Annotated in this window: 10 protein-coding genes; 5 read left to right on the top strand and 5 right to left on the bottom strand. The window is 71.1% G+C overall.

The window, feature by feature from the left end; genetic code table 11:
- Window positions 1–5: 5 nt before the first annotated feature.
- Both H0W38_RS00980 and H0W38_RS00975 read left to right on the top strand, forming a co-directional pair.
- Window positions 6–710 carry a hypothetical protein gene (locus tag H0W38_RS00980; RefSeq protein WP_292450648.1) on the top strand — a complete coding sequence of 235 codons (705 nt, stop codon included), beginning with the start codon at window positions 6–8 and terminating at the stop codon, window positions 708–710.
- A gap of 126 nt (window positions 711–836) precedes the next feature.
- Entirely contained in the window at window positions 837–1,214 is a 378-nt protein-coding gene (locus H0W38_RS00975) for a hypothetical protein (RefSeq protein WP_367161560.1), read from the top strand.
- Here the strand turns inward: H0W38_RS00975 and H0W38_RS00970 are convergent.
- Window positions 1,192–2,184 carry an aldo/keto reductase gene (locus H0W38_RS00970; protein WP_292450647.1) on the bottom strand — a complete coding sequence of 331 codons (993 nt, stop codon included), beginning with the start codon at window positions 2,182–2,184 and terminating at the stop codon, window positions 1,192–1,194. The two genes, H0W38_RS00975 and H0W38_RS00970, sit on opposite strands and share 23 nt — an antisense overlap.
- A gap of 85 nt (window positions 2,185–2,269) precedes the next feature.
- On the opposite strand from H0W38_RS00970, the gene H0W38_RS00965 reads away from it, so the two are divergent.
- Window positions 2,270–3,664, top strand: a complete 1,395-nt coding sequence (locus H0W38_RS00965; protein ID WP_292450646.1) for an aminopeptidase P N-terminal domain-containing protein — start codon at window positions 2,270–2,272, stop codon at window positions 3,662–3,664.
- An 88-nt stretch (window positions 3,665–3,752) separates the two neighbouring features.
- Here H0W38_RS00965 and H0W38_RS00960 read toward each other — a convergent pair whose 3' ends face one another.
- Together H0W38_RS00960 and H0W38_RS00955 are read right to left on the bottom strand one after the other, a co-directional pair.
- Window positions 3,753–4,100, bottom strand: coding sequence for a helix-turn-helix transcriptional regulator (locus H0W38_RS00960; RefSeq protein ID WP_292450645.1), 348 nt, complete (start codon window positions 4,098–4,100; stop codon window positions 3,753–3,755).
- 57 nt (window positions 4,101–4,157) lie between these two features.
- On the bottom strand, window positions 4,158–5,249 hold the full coding sequence (locus H0W38_RS00955; protein WP_292450644.1) for a tartrate dehydrogenase: 1,092 nt from the start codon (window positions 5,247–5,249) through the stop codon (window positions 4,158–4,160).
- A gap of 303 nt (window positions 5,250–5,552) precedes the next feature.
- On the opposite strand from H0W38_RS00955, the gene H0W38_RS00950 reads away from it, so the two are divergent.
- A complete protein-coding gene (locus H0W38_RS00950) occupies window positions 5,553–6,821 on the top strand; it encodes an FAD-dependent monooxygenase (RefSeq protein ID WP_292450643.1) in 1,269 nt (422 codons plus the stop codon).
- A gap of 83 nt (window positions 6,822–6,904) precedes the next feature.
- On the opposite strand, the gene H0W38_RS00945 is transcribed toward H0W38_RS00950, so the two are convergent.
- Both H0W38_RS00945 and H0W38_RS00940 read right to left on the bottom strand, forming a co-directional pair.
- Window positions 6,905–7,726, bottom strand: coding sequence for a carbon-nitrogen hydrolase family protein (locus H0W38_RS00945; RefSeq protein ID WP_292450642.1), 822 nt, complete (start codon window positions 7,724–7,726; stop codon window positions 6,905–6,907).
- Window positions 7,727–7,742: 16 nt separating this feature from the next.
- The gene (locus tag H0W38_RS00940) at window positions 7,743–12,542 is read right to left on the bottom strand and encodes an AsmA-like C-terminal region-containing protein (RefSeq protein WP_292450641.1); all 4,800 of its coding nucleotides are present in this window, start codon (window positions 12,540–12,542) and stop codon (window positions 7,743–7,745) included.
- Between the two features lie 84 nt (window positions 12,543–12,626).
- Here H0W38_RS00940 and glnE point away from each other — a divergent pair.
- Window positions 12,627–15,351: bifunctional [glutamate--ammonia ligase]-adenylyl-L-tyrosine phosphorylase/[glutamate--ammonia-ligase] adenylyltransferase (gene glnE, locus H0W38_RS00935; protein WP_292450640.1), on the top strand; the 2,725-nt coding region annotated here is incomplete at its 3' end.

Genomic DNA, 15,351 nt, shown 5'->3' with positions numbered 1-15,351 from the left:
GACACATGGATGCGCTGACGACGGCGCTGATCGGCGCGGCAGGCGTTGCGGCCGCGGTGCTGCTGCAGTACGCCGTGGTGCGGGGTTTGCGCGTGGCGCTGCTCGCGTACCAGCCGCTTTCGGGTGAGCACACCGATTCCGCGCTTTACGAGCGCAGCCTGTGGACGCCGGGCGAGCGCGGCTTGCTCCCGGTCTGGCTGGCGCTGATCGCCGCCGGTCTGCTCGGTGCGACCGCGCTGCGCTCGGCGGACTGGTCGCTGTGGCCGGCGCTCGGGCTGTGGGCCGTCGCGGTCGGCTGGGACCTGTGGGCGTGGGAACGCGTCGCGGCCAGCGTGAAGTTCGTGACGTGGCGGCGCGGCTGGCGCAAATCGTCGCGCCGCGTCGCGATCTCTGACCTGCGCGAGGTACTGGTCGTCGAGCGCAACCGGCCGGCCCGCGGGCCGGCCTGGCTGCGTCCCGGAGCTTGTCAACTGGTCCTGATGCTCAAGACCGGCAAGGCGGTGAAGATGCCGCGCACCGGCGCGCTGCTCGGCGGCGAAGGCCGCGTCGAGGACCTGGCCAACTTCGTGCGGCTGCAAATGGACGTGGTGGCCGACAACCGCCGCCGCGCCGCCGCTGACAAGCGCGCCGCGCTGCGCCGCGCGCTGCATCCGATGGCGCCGGCGCATCCGGCCACCAAGCTCGATCCGTCGGCGCTGCCACGCGGCTGAAGCTCGCGCGCCTTCGCGGTCACGGGCTTCGTTCGAGTCGCGTCCGGATACCCGGCCGTGCCTTGCCCGGCCGCCGGACGGCCGCCCGCCGTCATGCAACCGTCATCGCAATGTCGAAATCTCTTCATGTTGTGCGCCTACGCTGTCCGAGCCGGAAGGCCTGACCCTGGGGCGCATGGCGACAGGACCTTCCTCTTCCTCGGTCTGGAGCGCATGGGCGGCGTGCTGGTCTACGACGTCACCGATCCGCGCGCGCCGGTGCGTGTCGACTACCTCAACACCCGCGAAGACTGGACCACCGACGACCCGGGCACGGTGCTGGCGACTGCCGGCGATCTCGGCCCCGAGGGCCTGGCCTTCATCCCGGCCTCAGCTTCGCCGACCGGCGAGCCCTTGTTGATGGGTCGGCAACGAAGTGAGCGGCACGACCGCCATCTACCGGGTCGAGCTGAGCTTCCGAGCGCCGGCCGGCAGGCGGCGTTCAGACCGCGAGCGGCTGCGTGATCGCGTCGATGCGCGCGATCACCTCCGGTGTGAGCTTGGGGGTGAGTCCCAGCGCGCCCAGGTTGTCGTGCAACTGTGAGAGCTTGCTGGCCCCGAGGATCACCGTGCTCACGCGTGGATTGCGGTTGATCCAGGCAATAGCCAACTGCGCCACGCTGCCGCCCAGCTCGACGGCAATCTTCTCCAGTTCGCCGACGGCCGCGTTTTTCCCGGCATCGAGCAGACCCTCGCGCAAGAAGGCCATGTTCTCGAGCGAAGCGCGGCTGCCCTCGGGAACGCCGTTGCGGTACTTGCCGGTGAGCAGCCCGCTGGCCAGCGGGCTCCAGGTGGTCAGGCCCAGGCCGATGTCGTCATACAGCCGCGCGTACTCGTGCTCGACGCGCTTGCGGTGGAACAGGTGGTATTGCGGCTGCTCCATCACCGGCTTGTGCAGGTGGTGCTTGTCGGCGATGTCCCAGGCCGCGCGGATCTCGGCCGCACTCCACTCGCTGGTGCCCCAGTAAAGCAACTTCCCCTTCGTGATGAGGTCATGGAAGGCCCAGACCGTTTCCTCGATCGGCGTCGCCGGGTCGGGCCGGTGGCAGAACACCAGATCGACGTGATCCATCTGCAGCCGCGCGAGCGAGGCGTCCATCGCGTGGTTCAGATACTTGCGGTTGAGCGTGTCCTGCGCGTTGATGCGCGGCCGCTGGCCCGGCTGGGCGCGGTCCAGGCCCCAGAAGAACTTGGTCGAGACCACGTAGTCGAGCCGCGAGAGGCCGAGCTGCTTGAAAGCCTCGCCCATGATGGTTTCGCTGCGGCCGTTGGCATAGATCTCGGCGTTGTCGAAGAAGTTGATGCCGGCGTCGAGCGCGGCCGCGAGCATCTCCTTGGCCGAGGCGACGTTCACTTGGTTGTGGTACGTGACCCACGAGCCCAGCGACAGCTCGCTGACCTGCAGGCCGCTGCGGCCGAGACGGCGGTATTGCATGCGTATTTCTCCGTTTTCACGCCGCTAGAAAGGACCAAGCGGGCGGCGTCTAGACTGCCAAGCGTACCCACTGCCGCATCGCCCCATGCCCACCGACGTCTATGCCTCGCGCCGTGCCCGCGTCTGTGCGGCGCTGCGCGCGGCCGGCGGCGGCCTGGCGCTGCTCCCCACCGCGCCCGAGCGCCCGCGCAACGCCGACAGCGAGCACCCTTTTCGGCATGACAGCGCCTTTTTCTACCTCACCGGCTTTGCCGAGCCCGGCGCTTGGTTGCTGCTCGATGCCGCCGGTAGCAGTCTGCTGCTGTGCCGGCCCAAGGACACGGAGCGTGAGATCTGGGACGGCTACCGGCTCGGGCCCGATACCGCCGCAGCCACCTTGGGCATCGATGAGGCGCTGCCGGTGGCGTTGCTCGACGAAGTGCTGCCCGAGCGCCTGGCGAATCAGCCCGCCGTGTGGTTTCCGTTCGGCGGCCACGACGGCCTCGCTGCTCAGGTGAACGGCTGGCTGGCCGCGGTGCGCTCACGCTCGCGCAGCGGCATCGAGGCGCCGGCGCAGCAGCGCGATCTGGCCGTGGTGCTCGACGAAATGCGGCTCTTCAAGGACGCCCACGAGGTGGCACTCATGCGCCGCGCCGGCGAGATCGGCGCAGCGGCTCATGTGCGCGCCATGCGCGCCTGCCGGCCCGGCCTGCGCGAATACGAGCTCGAGGCCGAGCTGTTGCACGAGTTCCGGCGCAGCGGAGCCAGCGGGCCGGCCTATAACAGCATCGTCGCGGCCGGGCGCAATGCCTGCATCCTCCATTACCAGGCCGGCAGTGCAGAGCTCGGGCTCGGCGGCGCCGGCGATGCGGAGCTCGAGGCGGGCGAGCTGTGCCTGATCGACGCCGGCTGCGAATACGGCGGCTATGCCAGCGACATCACCCGCACGTTCCCGGTGAACGGCCGCTACACGCCGGCGCAGCGAACGCTGTACGAGTTGGTGCTGACCGCGCAAGAGGCGGCCATCTCGCTCACCCGCCCCGGCGCCCGCAAGCTCGACAGCCACTGGGCGGCGATTCGCGTGCTCAGCGAAGGCCTGCTCGAACTCGGCCTGCTCGACCGCAACACGCTGGGCGGCGTGGACGATGTGGTGGCCAATGCCGCCTACCGCCGCTTCTACATGCACGGCACAGGGCACTGGCTGGGACTGGACGTGCACGATGCGGGCGAGTACTCGGCGCTGGACGAAGCACCGGTCGAGCAAGCCGACGGCATGGGCCAACGCGTCGTCAAGAAGCCGTCACGGCTCTTGCAGCCCGGCATGGTGCTCACCATCGAGCCCGGCCTGTACGTGCGCCCGGCGCCCGACGTGGACGAGCGCTGGTGGCACATCGGCATCCGCATCGAAGACGACGCGCTGGTCACGCCGGAGGGTTGCGAGCTGCTCAGCCGCGGCGCGCCGGTCAGGCCCGACGACATCGAAGCGTTGATGCGGAAATGAAATGACCGCCCCCAGGCGCCCTGGGGACGTCCAAGCCAGCAGACCCGCGAGGTCGTCACCGCACGGCCATCGGGCACTTCCTCGGGCCTCATTGGGGAGGCTCGCCCGTGTCTTCGGAATCCGTCTTGCGCCGGCGGGGCGCGCGGCGCTCGGGAAGCTCCTGGTCTTGCAGCATGCGGCCGAGCGTGTCATCGCGCGCTACCAGTTCCAGATCGCCCTCCAACTTGAGGACGGCCAGGATGCGCAGGTATGTGCCGAGCGACACGGCCGAATTGCCGGACTCCGCCCGGTACAAGGTCATGCGGGAAACATCCGCACGCGCGCAGACTTGTTCGAGCGTCAGGTGGCGGCGAAGGCGAGCCACTCGGAGTCGCTCACCGAAGTCTGCAAGCAGGCGGTTGAGCGCAGGGAAAAGGGGGGGTTGTGGGGCAGGCATGTATCGCATGTTAGGCAAGGAGGATGCCTTTGTAAATAATGCGATACGTTTACCGAGTCAGAGCGACGCGGCGATGGCTTTGCCGATCTCCTGCGTGCCGGCCGTACCGCCCAGGTCTCGCGTGCGCGGCCCCTCGATCAGCACGCGCTCGATCGCCGCGACGATGGCGTCGTGCGCCTGCACGTGCCTGGCGGTGTCCGCGCCCGACGCGCGGCCGAGGAAATCGAGCATCAGCGCGCCCGACCAGATCATCGCGATGGGGTTGGCGATCTGCTGGCCGAAGATGTCCGGCGCCGAACCGTGCACGGGCTCGAACAGCGACGGAAACCTGCGCTCCGGGTTGAGATTGGCCGAAGGTGCCAGGCCGATGGTGCCGGTGCAGGCCGGGCCCAGGTCGGAGAGGATGTCGCCGAACAAATTGCTCGCCACCACCACGTCGAAGCGCTCGGGCTGCAGCACGAAGCGTGCGGAAAGGATGTCGATGTGCTGCTTGTCCCAGCGCACGTCGGGGTGGTGCGCGGCCATCGCGGCAACGCGCTCGTCCCAGTAGGGCATGCTGATCGAGATGCCGTTGCTCTTGGTGGCCGCGGTGAGCGTCTTGCGCGGGCGGCGTTCGGCCAGCTCGAAGGCGTATTTCAGGATGCGATCGACGCCGTGGCGCGTGAACACCGACTCCTGCAGCACGAACTCGCGCTCGGTGCCTTCGAACATGCGCCCGCCGACCGACGAATACTCGCCCTCGGTGTTCTCGCGCACGATCATCATGTCGATGTCGCCCGGCTTCTTGTTCGCCAGCGGCGAGGGCACGCCGGGCAGCAGCCGCACCGGCCGCAGGTTCACGTACTGGTCGAAATCACGGCGGAACTTGAGCAGCGAGCCCCACAGCGAAACGTGGTCGGGCACCACGGCCGGCCAGCCGACGGCGCCGAAGTAGATCGCGCTGAAGCCGCTCAGCGTGGCGGCCCAGTCGTCCGGCATCATCTGGCCGGTGCGCTGCCAGTAGGCTGCCGCAGCCCAATCGAATTCCTCGAACTCGAGCGCGAGGTCGAAGCGCTTGGCGGCGGCCTGCAGCACGCGCACGCCTTCCGGCATCACTTCCTGGCCGATGCCGTCGCCGGCGATCACGGCGATGCGATGGGGTTTGATCATGGGAGCTCCTTGGATGGATGGCACAGGTTTCGTTCGGCCGGCTCGTTCGTTGGCCCTCCGAAGGCCCGCGGCCCGGCGAGCGGCTGCAGCGTCCTGCCGAAACCGACGAGTTTCGCCGCTCCGCAATAGGCGCGCTGCAAGTGCGTGGCCTTCGATGAAGGTCGCCGCCGCGCAGTGGTGCGTCGCACGACGGCCTGCATCGCAGGCACTCGCGCCCTGCGCCCACAATGCCCGCACCGTCGAAACGCCGCCCCGAGCCTGCGCCGGGCACGGTGCATGACCTGCAGGAATGGAAGCCTCAGCATGACCCCCGATCTTTCCCTTGCCGTGGTGGGCGCCGGCCCCGTGGGCCTGGCCTTGGCACTGCACGCCGCGCACGCGCTGCCCGCCGCACGCATCAGCGTCTTCGACTCCAGACCCGCCGAGCTCGACGTGTCTCGCGACCCGCGCACTTTGGCGCTCGCGTTGGGCAGCGTGCAAGTGTTCGAGCGCCTGGGCGTGTGGCCGCAGATCGCACCGAACAGCGTGCCGATCGCCGCGGTGCATGTCTCGCAGCAGCAGCCGTCGATGCTCGCCTCGGTGCTGCGCCTGCCCGAGCCGGAGCTGCTGCTCACGGCGCAGGACTGCGGTGTCGATCGGTTCGGCGCCGTGGCCAGCTACGGCGCCATCGTGGCCCCCTTGCAGGCGGCCTGGTTGGCCGCCGTGATGGCGGAGCCCGGCCGGCTGGCCGCACGTTTCGCCACGCCGGTGGTGGCGCTGAAATCACTGCCCGGGGCGCAGGGCGCAGGCAGTCGCGGTGTGGAAGTAGATGCCGGCATTGCCGAGCGTTTCGATCTCGCCGTCGTCGCCGAGGGCGGCGTGTTCGCCCTGCAGGCGCGCAAGTCGCTGACGCACGACTACCGCCAGACCGCCTGGGTCGGCCAAGTGACTTTGCCGGCCGACACGGCGAACGCCGCGCTGGCCGGCACGGCCTACGAGCGCTTCACGCCCCAGGGACCGGCTGCGCTCCTGCCGCTGCCCTCGGCCGGGGACGGCGTCCGCCGCGCCGCGCTGGTGTGGTGCGTCGATGCCGACGACGACCCGGTGCAGGACCTGGACGACACGCAGCGCCTGGCTTTGCTCAACACCGTGTTCCACGAGCGTGTCGGCCGCCTCACGTCCATCACGCCGCTCAAGCGCTTCGCGCTCGGCCTGAACGCCGAGCGCACGCTGGTCGAAGGGCGCAAGAAGGGCGAAGCAGCCGGCCGCGGCCGGGTCGTGCGCATCGGCAATGCCGCGCAAACGCTGCACCCCGTCGCCGGCCAGGGGCTGAACCTCGGCCTGCGCGACGCGCATGCGCTGGTCGCCTCGCTGCAGCGCAGCCCCGACATCGACACCGCCTTGCAGCGGGTCGAGTGGCAGCGCGCCCCAGACCGCTGGGCGCTCATCGCCGCCACTGATTTTCTTGCGCGCAGCTTCACCTGGCGACTGCCCGGACTGAACAGCGCGCGGGGCATCGGTCTGGCGGGGCTGCAACTGCTGTCGCCGGCCAAGCGGCTGCTGGCGCGGCAGATGATGTTCGGGTGGCGCTGAGGCCGCGCCGCGGCGCACAGTCGCGGTGGCCGTGGCGAAGCAAGCCCCCGCAGTCTTGTCCTCGTTCTCGCGAAACGCCGGTGTTACAGCACCCGATGCTCCAGGGCCGGCAAGGCCGTCCTCACCTCGGCGAGCCGCTGCGCGTCCAGCTCGGCCAGCACCACGCCCGCCCCTTCCTCGTCACGCACTGCGAGCACTTCGCCCCAGGGACCGACCGCCATCGCGTGGCCCCAGGTCCGCCGGCCGTTCTCGTGCCGTCCACCCTGAGCCGGCGCCAGCACCATGCACTGGTTCTCGACCGCGCGGGCGCGCAGCAGCAGCTCCCAGTGGGCCTCGCCGGTCGGATAAGTGAAGGCCGCAGGCACCAGCAGCAGATCGCAGGGCGGCGGCATGAGGGCGCGGTAGAGCTCGGGAAAGCGCAGGTCGTAACAGATGCTCAAGCCCACGCGCCAGTCCCGACCCGAACGGTCGGTGAGCGTGATAGCCACCGGCTCGCTGCCGGCCACCAAGGTGGCCGTCTCGTCGTGCCGGCGCTCGCCGTCGTCGAAGCGGAACAGGTGGATCTTGTCGTAACGCGCCGCGACGCTGCCGTCGGGCGCGAACACCAGCTGGGTGTTGCTGACCCGGTCGCTGCGCCCCTCGATGCGCATCGGCAGCGTGCCGCCGGCCAGCCAGACGCGCTGCTCGCGCGCGGTGTCGGCGAGCATGCGCTGGATCGGGCCGGCGCCGGGCAGCTCGGCGATGTCGAGCTTGTCGGTCTCGCGCCGGCCCATCAGGCAGAAGTACTCGGGCAGCGCCACCAGTTCGGCACCGGCCGCCGCCGCCTGCGCGATCAGCGCACGCGCCTTGGCGAGGTTGTCTTCCACGCGAGGCGTGGACAGCATCTGCACGGCAGCGATCTTCATCCCGTCTCCTGGTTTCTCATTGACCCGTCGTGGGCCCGGGCGGCACCGAAGGCGGCGCCTCATCGAGCGCTGGCGGCGCCTCGCCGAAACCGCGCTCGATGCGCTCGACCTCCGGCTCCGCCCACGGCCCCGTGACGTGGAACTCGCGCGTGCCGGCCAGTGCCAGCGGGCGACGCAGCAGCCATTGTGCGAGGAAGCTGCCCAGGCCGACGGCAGGGTTGATGACCGCCACGGCGAGCGAGGCGGTGCCGGCGTTGATCTCGGGCACTACCCACACGCGCAGGTCCTGCGTTTCGTGCTCGACGTCGGCGCTGCCTTCCATCAGCACCACCGCCTGCACGCCGCGCATGCGCAGGTTGCGGGTGCTGGCCACGCCCTGCTCGATGGTGGCGTCGCCGCCGACGCTGTCGAAGGCGAAGCCCTGCTCGAACACGTCGCGGAAGTCGAGCAGCAGCCGTCGGGGTAGCGCCTGCAAGCTGAGCACGCCGAGCAGCTTCGCGATGCCGGGGTCGGCCTGCAGGAACTGGCCACGGTCGAAGGCGATTTTCATGCGCCCTGCCAGGCTCGGGTAATCGATGGCCAGCGGCGAACCGAGCCAGCTGATCCGCCCGCCCAGTTTTCCCTTGGCGCCGCGCAACACGCCGGCCTGGCCGAGGCGCGCGAGCAGTTCGCCGCCGTCGGCGACAAGGAGTTCGAAGTCGAGCACCGCACGGCGCCGAGCGCCAGGACTGGCGGGTGCGGCCCATTCGCCGTGGGCGCTGAACTGGGCCTCGGGCGTGGTCAGCCCCAGCCGCTCGAGCTGCCAGCCGGCCGCGCCGCTGGCAAGCGTGCGGTTGTGCGCCACGACCTCGAAGCGGCCGAGGCGCTTGCCGCGCAGCTCGAAGTCCTCGATGGCCACGTCGAGCGCGGGCAAGTGCGTCGGTGGCGCCTCCTCGAGCAGCGAGCCGACGGCGTCGGCCTCGCTCTGCGGCAAGGCGAGCCGGGTCAGCCGGGCGTGGATGCGCCCGGCCCCCTGGGCGCCCCGCACGCCGTCCGGGTGATATTCGCCGTAGCCCTGCAGCTCGCGCGCGTCGACGTTGATTCGCCACAGCGCGGCCTCGGCACCCTGCCCGCGCGACAGCCCGGCGACCACGCCGTTGAACTGCCGGCCGCCGACCTGCAGCGCCTGCACCTGCAGCGCCAGCGCGCTCGGTGCGTATCCGGCGTCGAAACCGCTCGCGGTCGCACTCGCCCCGCCTTTAGCGCGCGCCCCTGACCCTGAACCGCCGATCGACCTCGGACTCGGACCTGCGCCTGCGCCTGCGCCTGCGCCTGCGTTCCAGTTTTCGGCGACACGCCGCCAAGCGTCCACATCGAGGCGGGAAAGCCTGACGCTCGCCGCCACGCCCTCGGCCGGCTGCGGCGCGGCGTCGAACACGCCGATGCCGCCCCTCAGGACGCGCGTGCCGCCCGGCGCATGCTCGCGCAGCCAATTCATCTGCAAGACGCGCGCGCTTTCGGGGCCGAGTTCGAGCCGCAGCCAATCGCGCGGTGTTCCTGCTGCAGCGGAGCTCGGCTCGGCCGGCGTGCCGGCCTGCACCCGCAGCGGCCACGCCTCCTGCGCAGCCTTGCGCAAGGGTGCGGGCAGGTCGGCGGCCAGGCCCACCAGATCGCTGTCGAGCTGCCATTGGGTCTGGCCCTCGCTGAAGCCGAGCGCAAGCCGATAGGCGGTCTGGCCGCTGAGCGGCGCGGCGGCACGGGCCAGTGCACCGAGCTCGGTGGCGCGCGCGAGACTCTCGGCACTGACGGTGCCTTGCACGTCGAAGCGCAGGGCGCCGTCGTCTCCGAGAGCGCCCTGCACGCTGGCCTGGCCGCCGAGCACGCCGGCGCTGCCGTTGCCGAGCTCGAAGCTGTCTTCGGTGAAGGCGATGCGCGCCTTGGCGTTGGTCAGCAGCGGCAGATCGGGGCGCAGGCGCACGTCGTTGCCGGCCAGCACGAGGCGACCGCGCACGCGGGCCGGCGGTTCGCCGACCGCCGAGCGCGGCAGGCCTTTGCGAACGCTGCTTGCCGCCGTGGTCTGCGGCACCTCGTCGCCGGTGTGGCGGCCGGCAGCGTCGCCCTGCAACGGGATGCTCAGCGCCAGGTGCAGCGCCAGCGGCGCCTGGTTTGCGCCGCCCACGCTGGTTTGCGCCAGCGCGTCGCTAATCCAGCCGCCGACCGGCGTGCTGTTCACGAACGCCAGCGCGTCGGTCAGCGGGCCGCGAGCCTCGCCTTCGAGCCGCAGCGTCGCCTGATGGTCCCAATCGGCGATACCGCCCTGCACGCCATCGACCCGCAGGCCGCCGCTTCCGACCGAGGCGAGCCGGCCGCGCAGTCCCTTCAAGACCATGGCGCGACGCTCGAAGACCAGTTCGCCCTGCACGTCGCTGAAGACGGGCCAGGGACGTGCGTTTGCGGCGGCAGGCCGGGCAGCGCCTGCAGCGTCGGCGTCATCGTGCGGGACCGCGAAACGCACATCCTGTAGTTGCGCGGCAACGCGAAACTCGCCGTGCGCGGCTGTGCCTTGCTTGTCGGCGGCGAACGGAAAATCACGCAGGTCGCCACGTATTCTGAAATCGACCGCAGTCGCGCGTCCGCCCTGCACCGCCTGTTCGACATGGCTGCGCACGTTCGCCGCAATGTGCAGCGGCAGGTAGCGGGCCACGCGGGCGGCCTGGATTCGGCCCAATCGGCCCTGCAGGTCGAGCACGCCGGGCAGTCGATTGAAAAGAGCTGGCGCTGCAGCGCCGGCAGGTGCGGCGCCGGCAGGGGCCGCGCTGGCTGGTGCGGCGCTGGCTGGTGCAACGCCGGCAAGCCCGGCGGCGGATGACGAGGGCGTGCCCAGCCCGGAAGGTGACCACACGGCGTCGAATTCGCCCTGCGCGTCGGCATTGGCGAAGCGCACATCGCGTGCACGCAGCTCGAGCTGCGGCCCGCCGCCGGCAGGAGCCGCATCGATGCGCCAGCTCAGGTCGGCGCTGAGCTCGTCGAGTTCAACCCGCGGCTGTGCGAACAGGCCCGGAAACTCGAGAGCGCCCCCGTGCAGGGCGATCCGCGCGCTGCCGCCTGTTTCGGTCGCCAGCAGTTCCACGTTTGCGCCGGACACGCCGGGCCGGCCGAGCACGGGGTAGCCGGCGGCAGACGCCGCCGACGGCTCGATGCCTGCGGCCGGGTTCTCGGCGGCGAGTCGCAGTCCGTCGAGCTGCGCCTGCAGGCGGTAGCTGGAGGGTGCGTGCAGTGCGCCGTCCCAGCGCGCTTGCACGTCGCTGGCCACGCCGCCCGGGTCCAGCGAGCGCAGCCGCTCGCGCATCGCGTCGTCGACCCATGCTGGCGGCAACCCGACCAGCGTCTGGTGCAGCAAGGAAAGATCGATGCGCTCGGCTCGAAGCTCGCCGCCGGCCAGTGTGCCGTCGGCGGCGTTGCGCCAGCGCAGCAACGCGTCACCGGGCGGCCAGACCCGGCCGTCGGCGGTGCTGAAGCCGAAGCGCTCGGCCACGATCTCGCCGCCCGTCGCCTGGCCGTCCGCCGCCCTGTCGAGCCGGCCGCTCAGGCGCCCGGCCACTTCAGCGAAGGTCAGCGCCTCCACCGGCGCCTGTACCTCTACCGGCGGATCGGGCCGCAGAACGACATCGCGCAGCGCCAGCTCGGTGCGAGCGCCGAGCACGCGCGCCTGCCGCACATCGAACTCGGCGGTCATTGCGCCGCTGCCGTTCTCCAGCCCGAACGGCAGCTCGGCATGCAGGCGCAGCGCCGCCAGATCGATGGCCGGCAGGTCGGCCCGGACCGTGCCGCGCCAGCGCCGCCAGTCGCCGGGCCGCGCCAGCACGCGCGAATTGCCGCTGCCGGTGCCCGCAAGCAGCGGCTGAGTGAAGTCGCCTTGCAGCGTGAAGCGCGCGCCCCAGTCCGGCGGCGGCGTCGCTTTCAGGCTCAGCACGTGGCGGCGCACGCCGTTGCGCACGGTCAGGTCCGCATCGTTCAGCACGACCGGCACGGCGGCGCGCTGCTCATCGAACCAGGTGAGCATGGCACCGCGCAAGACGAACTCGGGCTGGCTGAAGAACCAGTCCTCGGCCCCATCGTCACCGCCCCCCTCGCCGTGCGCCGGCAGACCCGCCAGGCGAACGCGGCCCTGCGCGTCGCGGCGCAATTCGAGCCGTGCGCCCTCGATCAGCAACTGCGTGAAACGCAATCGCCAGCGCCCGTCCCAGCCGGGCAGGAGCGAGGTCGGCGACAGCGCAATGCGCACGCGCGGCAGGCGCAGCGCTTCGCGCACTGCCGGCGATGCGGACGACCGGCCCTCGGTCGGTACGGCGGACGCGGCTCCGGAGGCCGGGCCTTCGGTCGGCGCGGCAGACGCAGACGGCGAGCGCGGCATGGGCGAAACGGCCGATGCCGCAGATGCCGTCGCAACGCCGGCCGCTGCAGGCTCGAGCAACACGACATCACGCAACTCGATCGCGCGCGCCCAACGCAGGCCGTCCTTGTCGTGCGTGACGCTGATCACACCGATGCGTACCGGCACGCCCAAAGCCTCACTCGCGCGGGCTTCCAGCAGCGGACGCCAGTGTTCGATACGCGGCAGAATGCCCCATTGAACAATGAGCCAGGCCGCGATCACGAGGCTGCACAAGAACAACAACGCAGCCGCCAGCCAGCGCAGCGCCGTCAGCCAGCCGGCGCGCACGCGGCGCCGCGTGCCGGCGTCGGCACGGCGGGGGACGCGGGGGGAAGGCGGAATGGTCAGCATCAGCGAGAGCGTGATCGGCAGGGTGCCGGGTACCGGACGATTGCGCCGCACGCTTTCGTGCGGTTCGGATCGCTGCGCCGCGAGCCCGCACCGCACCGTAAGCGGCCGCCACGCTAGCACAGCCCCGAAGCACAGATGACGGCCTCCTTGCTCAACGCATCAGCGGCCGACGCCGGTCGCCCTGCCCCCCTCTTGCTCGGCACTGCGCGGGCCGAGCATTCGCGTTTCGTGCAGCGCATCCGCCGCCGCTACGCCGGCGAGCTCGCTCTGCTGCCGACAGGCCTGCCCTCGCGCGACGTGATCGGCGCGCTGATCAACACCTTGTCCGAAGGCGGGCGGGCCCTGCCCGCCGCGCTGCGCGTGGCGCGCCAGCTCGTCATCGAGCGCCTGGCCGTGCTGGACGTCGAGGCGCAGCTGCCGCTCGACGCCGTCACCCGGACCATGAGCCTGCTGGCCGAGGTGACGCTCGACCGAGCCCTGGCGCAGGCCTTCGACGAACAGGACGCGCGGCACGGCGCACCGCTGCGCGCCGACGGCACGCGCTCTTGCTTCTGGGTGCTGGGCATGGGCAAGCTCGGCGCGCGCGAGCTGAATGTGTCGTCCGACATCGACCTCATCTACGTCTACGAGGAAGACGGCCCCACCGCCGGGCGCGCCGATGGCCGCGGCATCGTCACCGGCCACGAGTACTTCAGCCAGGTGGCTCGCACGCTCTACGCGCTGATCGGCGAGACCACCGAAGACGGCAACGTCTTCCGCGTCGACCTGGCGCTGCGACCGAACGGCAACTCCGGGCCCGCGGTGGTGAGCTTGGCCATGCTGGAGGAGTACTTTCTGGTGCAGGGCCGCGAGTGGGAGCGCTTCGCCTGGCTCAAGAGCCGCGTCGTCGCGCCCGCCTCGGCGATGAGCAACGGCGAGGCCCTGTGCCTGCGCGACGTGGTCGTGCCCTTCGTGTTCCGCCGCTACCTCGACTACGGCGTGTTCGAGGGCCTGCGCCAGCTGCACCGCAAGATCCGCGACGAGGCGGCCAAGCGCGCGGCCGGCCGGCCCGAACGCGCCAACGACGTGAAACTCTCTCGCGGCGGCATCCGCGAAATCGAGTTCATCGTGCAATTGCTGCAGGTCGTGCGCGGCGGTCAATACCCCGAGCTGCGCACGCGCTCGACGCTCGCTGCACTCGACCGGCTGGTCGCCGTGGGCGTGATGAAGCCCGACACGGCCCTGAAGCTCGGCGAGGCCTACCGCTTCCTGCGTCGCCTCGAACACCGCATTCAGTATCTCGACGACCAGCAGACCCACGTGCTGCCGACCGATGACGCCGACCTCGGCTGGATCGCGCGCTCGATGGGCCTGGCCTGCCGCGAGGACGCATGCGAGCTGCTCGACACGCTGTGCGGCCACCGCGAGTTCGTCGCGACCGAGTTCGACGCCTTGCTGCACGACGGCCGCGCGCCCGCGGCCAACAGCAACGGCGGCTGCAAGAGCTGCGGCGGGCCGCCGCCCGCGCTGGACAGCGAAGCCTTCCTGAGCCGGCTGCCGGCGCCCATCGCCGAGCGCGTGAAGACGTTCTGCGCCACGCCCAAGGTGGCTTTGCTGCGCGACGAGACCAAGCAGCGCCTGGCCCGGCTGATCGCCCGCGCCGCCGTCTCGGTCGCCGCGACCGCGCCGCATGCGCAAGCGTCGGCCGTGCGCGACGCGGCGCACTACCAGCCGATGCTGCGCTTCATCGACTGGATCGAACCGCTCCTGCGCCGCGAGAGCTACCTGGCCCTGCTCGCCGAGCGGCCCGAAGTACTGGCGAGGCTGCTGCGCCTGCTCGGCCTCGCCCGCTGGCCGATGCGCTACCTGATGCGCTATCCCGGCGTGATCGACGAGCTGGCCGATGCGCGTGCGCTCAGCGTGCGCTTCGAACGCGAAGCCTATCTGCGCGACCTGCACGAGCGCCACGGCGCCTGGACCCGCGGCGGCCAGGCCGACGAGGAGTCGCTGCTCGACACGCTGCGCCGCGCCCACCATGCCGAGGTGTTCCGCACGCTGGTGCGCGACGTCGAAGGCCAGCTCACGGTCGAGCAGGTCGCCGACGACCTCTCCGCGCTGGCCGACGCCACGCTCGACTGCGCCATCCGCTGGGCCTGGCAGCACCTGCGGCAGCGCCACCGCGACGATCCGCGGTACGCCGTGGTCGCCTACGGCAAGCTCGGCGGCAAGGAACTGGGCTACGGCTCGGACCTCGACGTGGTGTTTCTGTTCGACGACGCCGACGAGCCCGACGCCGACCGCGCGGCCGAGGTTTACGCCGCCTTCACGCGCAAGCTGGTCAACTGGCTGACCTTGCGCACACCAGCGGGCGAGCTGTTCGACATCGACACGGCGCTGCGGCCCAACGGCAATTCCGGTCTGCTGGTCACGTCGATCGCGGCCTTCGAGCGCTACCAGACCCAGCGCGGCAGCAATACCGCCTGGACCTGGGAGCACCAGGCCATCACGCGCGCCCGCTGGTGCGCCGGCGAACCGAGCCTGGCGCCGAGAGTGGAGGCGGTGCGCCGCGCGGTGCTGGCCGCGCCGCGCGATCCGCAGGCGCTGCGCCAGGAGGTCCAGGCCATGCGCGAGCGCGTGCGCGCGGCCCACCCGCTGCCGCGGCAGGGCCTTGAGGCCGGGGCGCCGCGCTTCGACGTGAAGCATGGCGAGGGCGGCATGATGGACGTCGAGTTCGCGGTGCAGACCCTCGTGCTCGCGCACAGCGCCGAGCACCCGCCGCTGCGCGAGGACGTGGGCAACATCGCGCTGCTGCAGCTCGCCGAGGCGCGCGGCCTGTTGCCGGCCGGCGTCGGGCACGCCGCCGCCGATGCCTACCGCGAGC

Origin of the sequence: Methylibium sp., from assembly GCF_013817365.1 — a bacterium.
In the GTDB taxonomy this organism is placed as follows: Bacteria; Pseudomonadota; Gammaproteobacteria; order Burkholderiales; family Burkholderiaceae_C; genus Methylibium.
This window is presented reverse-complemented; position numbering and strand designations above follow the sequence as displayed.

What these genes read in the sequence shown, in the direction of transcription:
- H0W38_RS00980 (WP_292450648.1), top strand. Translation starts at nt 6, where the DNA reads ATGGATGCGCTGACGACGGCGCTGATCGGCGCGGCAGGCGTTGCGGCC.
- H0W38_RS00975 (WP_367161560.1), top strand. Translation starts at nt 837, where the DNA reads ATGTTGTGCGCCTACGCTGTCCGAGCCGGAAGGCCTGACCCTGGGGCG.
- H0W38_RS00970 (WP_292450647.1), bottom strand. Translation starts at nt 2,184, where the DNA reads ATGCAATACCGCCGTCTCGGCCGCAGCGGCCTGCAGGTCAGCGAGCTG.
- H0W38_RS00965 (WP_292450646.1), top strand. Translation starts at nt 2,270, where the DNA reads ATGCCCACCGACGTCTATGCCTCGCGCCGTGCCCGCGTCTGTGCGGCG.
- H0W38_RS00960 (WP_292450645.1), bottom strand. Translation starts at nt 4,100, where the DNA reads ATGCCTGCCCCACAACCCCCCCTTTTCCCTGCGCTCAACCGCCTGCTT.
- H0W38_RS00955 (WP_292450644.1), bottom strand. Translation starts at nt 5,249, where the DNA reads ATGATCAAACCCCATCGCATCGCCGTGATCGCCGGCGACGGCATCGGC.
- H0W38_RS00950 (WP_292450643.1), top strand. Translation starts at nt 5,553, where the DNA reads ATGACCCCCGATCTTTCCCTTGCCGTGGTGGGCGCCGGCCCCGTGGGC.
- H0W38_RS00945 (WP_292450642.1), bottom strand. Translation starts at nt 7,726, where the DNA reads ATGAAGATCGCTGCCGTGCAGATGCTGTCCACGCCTCGCGTGGAAGAC.